Origin of the sequence: Pseudomonas sp., from assembly GCF_037994325.1 — a bacterium.
In the GTDB taxonomy this organism is placed as follows: domain Bacteria; phylum Pseudomonadota; class Gammaproteobacteria; order Pseudomonadales; family Pseudomonadaceae; genus Aquipseudomonas.
The window spans coordinates 1-4003 of the sequence record NZ_JBBNAH010000466.1 but is presented as its reverse complement, the minus strand read 5'-3'; the positions used below and the strand labels follow the sequence as shown (position 1 = coordinate 4003).

Annotated in this window: 5 protein-coding genes; 1 reads left to right on the top strand and 4 read right to left on the bottom strand. The window is 54.5% G+C overall.

Annotation, left to right across the window (positions count from 1 at the left end; genetic code table 11):
* Positions 1–311: 311 nt before the first annotated feature.
* Positions 312–1187: an SPFH domain-containing protein gene (locus tag AAAB16_RS15695; protein ID WP_340664159.1), complete on the top strand. Its 876-nt coding sequence runs from the start codon at positions 312–314 to the stop codon at positions 1185–1187.
* Between the two features lie 582 nt (positions 1188–1769).
* On the opposite strand, the gene AAAB16_RS15690 is transcribed toward AAAB16_RS15695, so the two are convergent.
* The 4 genes from AAAB16_RS15690 to AAAB16_RS15675 all read right to left on the bottom strand — a co-directional run.
* A complete protein-coding gene (locus AAAB16_RS15690; RefSeq protein ID WP_340664158.1) occupies positions 1770–2057 on the bottom strand; it encodes a hypothetical protein in 288 nt (95 codons plus the stop codon).
* Positions 2054–2551, bottom strand: coding sequence for a hypothetical protein (locus AAAB16_RS15685; RefSeq protein ID WP_340664157.1), 498 nt, complete (start codon positions 2549–2551; stop codon positions 2054–2056). The genes AAAB16_RS15690 and AAAB16_RS15685 overlap by 4 nt, the downstream gene beginning before the upstream one ends.
* Positions 2552–2559: 8 nt before the next feature.
* Positions 2560–3270, bottom strand: a complete 711-nt coding sequence (locus AAAB16_RS15680; protein ID WP_340664156.1) for a LamG domain-containing protein — start codon at positions 3268–3270, stop codon at positions 2560–2562.
* The coding region (locus AAAB16_RS15675; RefSeq protein ID WP_340664155.1) for a hypothetical protein at positions 3270–4003 on the bottom strand (734 nt) is incomplete at its 5' end. The genes AAAB16_RS15680 and AAAB16_RS15675, both read right to left, overlap by 1 nt.

The window sequence follows — 4003 nt, the reverse complement described above, 5'->3', positions numbered from 1 at the left end:
ACCGCTTTCGATCGAACCAACCGATCAACTAACAAGGCTAAACCACCACCCTGTCAGCCCGGCGCATTCTACGCAGATCTCTCTGCTTTGCAACCCTTAATTTCTCGCTAACCTATTGATTAACTTGGAGTTTTAAGAGACTTCCGCGCCGGAAGTGGTGCGCATTATAAGCCCCCAGGAAAAGACGTCAAGGCATAGCTGAAAATTTCAGTGATTAACTTGGCAGACCGCTCTGAGCTCTATCTATAAGATAGCCATCGCCGCGGCTTGACCAAGCCCAGGAACAAGACACCCATATAAAAGGAAGACATATGCAGGGATTCAACAGCAAGGCCATCGGCATAGCAATTGTCGCGCTCATTGCGCTAGGCGTCATTTCCACCTCTTGGTACACGGTCGATGAAACCGAGCGCGGCGTACTGCTTCGCAACGGCGCTCTGGTAGGCGTTGTAGAACCCGGCCTCTCGTTCAAGACGCCATTTATTGAGACGGTAAAGTTCATTTCCGTACAAAGCCAGGCAACGTCCTACCGCGAACTGCAGGCCTACAGTAAAGACCAACAGACCGCGACTCTGCAGGTTTCGGTATCTTGGCACGTAGTGCCTGGCGAAGTGGCCAAGGTCTACAGCCAGTACCAAGACCTTGACGGCCTAGTCAGTCGCTTGATCAGCCGCCAGGTACCTACCCAGGTCGAAAACGTTTTCGGCCAATACAACGCCGTAACTGCCGTACAGCAGCGTGGCAAGTTCGTAGCCGATGTGGCCAAGGCCATTAAGGAGTCAATAAACGGCCCCGTGGTAATTGATGGCGTACAGGTGGAGAACATCGACTTCAGCGACGACTACGAGCGCTCCATTGCGCTACGCATGAAAGCCGAAGTCGAAGTTAAGACCCGCGAGCAGATGCTGCAGACAGAGCAGGTCCAAGCGCAGATTCGTGTTACCCAGGCACAAGCCGAAGCCGACGCCAAGCTAGCCGAAGCCCGTGCCGACGCAGAAGCCACCCGTCTTCGTGGCGTGGCTGAAGCTGACGCGATCAAAGCGCGCGCCGAAGCACTGGCCAGCAACCAGAACTTGGTTGAGCTGACCAAGGCCGAACGCTGGGACGGGGCCTTGCCTACCACCGTATTACCTAACGGCGCGCTGCCGTTTATAGATGCGGTGCGGCAAACTAAATCAAGCCAATAGCCTTCTGCCACTCCAAAAAAGGCCAATGCATTACGCATTGGCCTTTTTCTAACCGCTAACAGCTCTATCTATATAGAGAAGGTCTCGCTCACACCATCTAACTACCCAAATTGACGCCGTCGCCGCAGTAATGATCGTGCTTCGGCGAACCTCAGTCACTTCAGAGAGACACCCTTTCTCACGGTAAAATTGGCACTCCTGCTCGCTACACTCAAAGATACCCAGACCATCTAGCCAACGCCCTCCTCAACCGACTTGAATGCAGATTAAAGAGCCAACGCCGAAGGGAAACTTTTCGCAGGCTTTTCAGCGCCCATAAAAAAATCCAGCCACCGCTACAGTGACTGGATTTCTTGGAGAATTATGGTCGGGACGGAGTGATTCGAACACTCGACCCCTAGCACCCCATGCCCGAGTGCGTTCCACGGGCCTTACTGGAACCGCAGTATTCTTCTGGCGCTCGCTGCAACCGAATGCCCAGAAATGCTTATAGGTGCGTGAGAAAGTCACGCAATAGTCACGCAGCAAATTCGCCTCCTATAAAGGAAGCGAACCCTCCTGGTTCGTCCTGAGCACGAACACCTATTCCCCTTCGATGTTCTTCTCGCAGTGTTCCTTGTCGAATCGATCAAGGAACTTGCACAGCACACAGGCCCATCGCTTTCCCTCGCGCGCAGCCTTCCCGGCTCGGCTACTGATCGTCTCGTCGACGCTTCCACCAAATGCAGCGTTAGCCAGTTGGTCATGAGCAACACCCAGCGTCCAGGCGCGCTTACTGCCGGCCAGCGCAGCAAACAGCATCCAGACACCGGCGACCATGGCTGCGACCATGCACAGAAACCACAGGCCAAGCATCGACAGCCGATTCATGGCTGAACCCAGATAGCCGCCTGCGCCAGGCCTGCGAGCATTAGAGCCTCACGCAGCTCATCTTGACCCGCCTGAATCACAGAGTTGTCAGCCAGCACCCAAGTCACTGTGCTGCCAGGCGGAGCCGCGTCGATGCCAAGGATTGCTCGCGCCATGCGGCCCTGGCTGGCCTCGTCACCATCGAATGTGTTGCCTGATGCAGTTGTTACCTTTATGCGGGAAACAGCAAGACCGCGCTGCTGCTTGAATGCAGCCCGCTCGCTGTCTTCTATCTCTTGCTCAGTCGGAGCCAGCCAGGTAGTCGTCCACTTGCCACTGATCTTTTCGTTTGGTCCCGGTCGGTGCATGCCGCTTGGAGGTTCGATCTCAACAAGAACATCAATCCCAAGCGCCGAAAGAATCTGTGCGCTTGGCTCAGCTGGGATACTGCAGTTCAACTCTTTGGATATTTCGCTAAGCGATACCGCTACGCCAGAATCTGACCTTACATACATGTATCACCTCAATAGTTCGGGAATGGGCCTGATTGCGTGGTGTAGTTCGCCGTATAGCGAGATATGCCCTTAGTGATCCGGATTTCATCCATCCAGCCGGTCCAGTAACCGGGCGCCGTGTTGTTGCCACGACCAAAGAAAAGCGGCTCGGAGTTTGAAACCAAAGTTCCTGAAACGGTTGCTGTTGAAACCAGCGTGCCGTTTAGGAATGTCCGATAGACATTGCCTGTTCTTGTGACCGCAAGCAGATACCAAGTCGCGGCAGCAAATGAAGAGCCAAAAGTAAGGTTTGATAACAGATCCCATCCGGTGCCGTTGGATGATGCATAGAAGCCTATCTGCGTGCCAATCTGGTAGATAACGAACGGCGCTGTCGCGGATGTCTCATACTTGCCAAGGATGTTTCTGTTGCCTGTAACAGAGTTTATATTTACCGCAAGCTCGATGGTAAAGTTTCCGCTACCGAAATCGAAAGCAGTAGAACTTGGGACAGATAGGTAGCTAGTCCCAGTTTGAAATATTGAACCGGTGCCGAATAGTTTTACGGCGGTTGTCGTAGTTGCCCCAGAGTAGGTGCTTGAATTCGCCAGCGGCCCAGAATCGACAACGGTAGAAGACCCATCCGCTTCATCGCCGTGAAACAGCAAAGAAACATTCGAAAAGTATGGATCAGCAGCAGCCGAAGGTATGACGCGGGATCTAATACGGTCGGCCAGCATCAGACATAGCTCCCGCCATCGTTAACGCTCCAGGTGGTGCCGCCATCAATAGTGCTGCCACTGATGATGTGCTTAGCAGTCAACGTCGGCGGCGTCCCAGTGACCCACTTAAACGAGGCTGGCCACGTCGCTACGTAGGTCGTTCCGCCCTCGATGAACAGCGTAAAGCTATGTGCACGGCCGGATGTTGCGCCGGTGATGGTGAACGTCGAGTTTGCCGACATCACCTTCTTCTTAACGTTGCTGACAGTCACATCAATGGCTAGCGCTGACATTGTTTCGAGGGTTTCGGAATAGCCCGCCAATTGAGGAGCGCCCCCCCAGGCCTGAACACCGCTGACCATCAAAAGCATCTGGCCATCAGTGCCTTTTGCCAGCCGCGTCCCAGCGCCTCCTGACCCGCCGACGATCATGTCGCCAGCAGTTGTCATCGGGTTTGCAAAGCCAGACGAAGCTGCAGCCCAAGTTGGAACGCCAGCTGTTAAAGTCAGCACATGACCGTTAGTGCCGGCCGCAAGCCTCGTTGGCGTACCAGAAGATCCACCGATAATCATGTCTCCTGATGCTGTCATCGGGTTTGTCAGGCCACCAGATGCCGCAGCCCACGCTACGGCACCGGCGACCATGGTCAGGACAAACCCATTTGTACCAGCTGCCAACCTTGTCGGGACGCCCGATGAACCGCCAACAATGATATCGGCGGCAGTAGTCATCGGGTTGGTTAGGCCTGTTC

Coding starts and splice junctions, on each gene's coding strand:
- AAAB16_RS15695 (WP_340664159.1), top strand. CDS start 312: ATGCAGGGATTCAACAGCAAGGCCATCGGCATAGCAATTGTCGCGCTC.
- AAAB16_RS15690 (WP_340664158.1), bottom strand. CDS start 2,057: ATGAATCGGCTGTCGATGCTTGGCCTGTGGTTTCTGTGCATGGTCGCA.
- AAAB16_RS15685 (WP_340664157.1), bottom strand. CDS start 2,551: ATGTATGTAAGGTCAGATTCTGGCGTAGCGGTATCGCTTAGCGAAATA.
- AAAB16_RS15680 (WP_340664156.1), bottom strand. CDS start 3,270: ATGCTGGCCGACCGTATTAGATCCCGCGTCATACCTTCGGCTGCTGCT.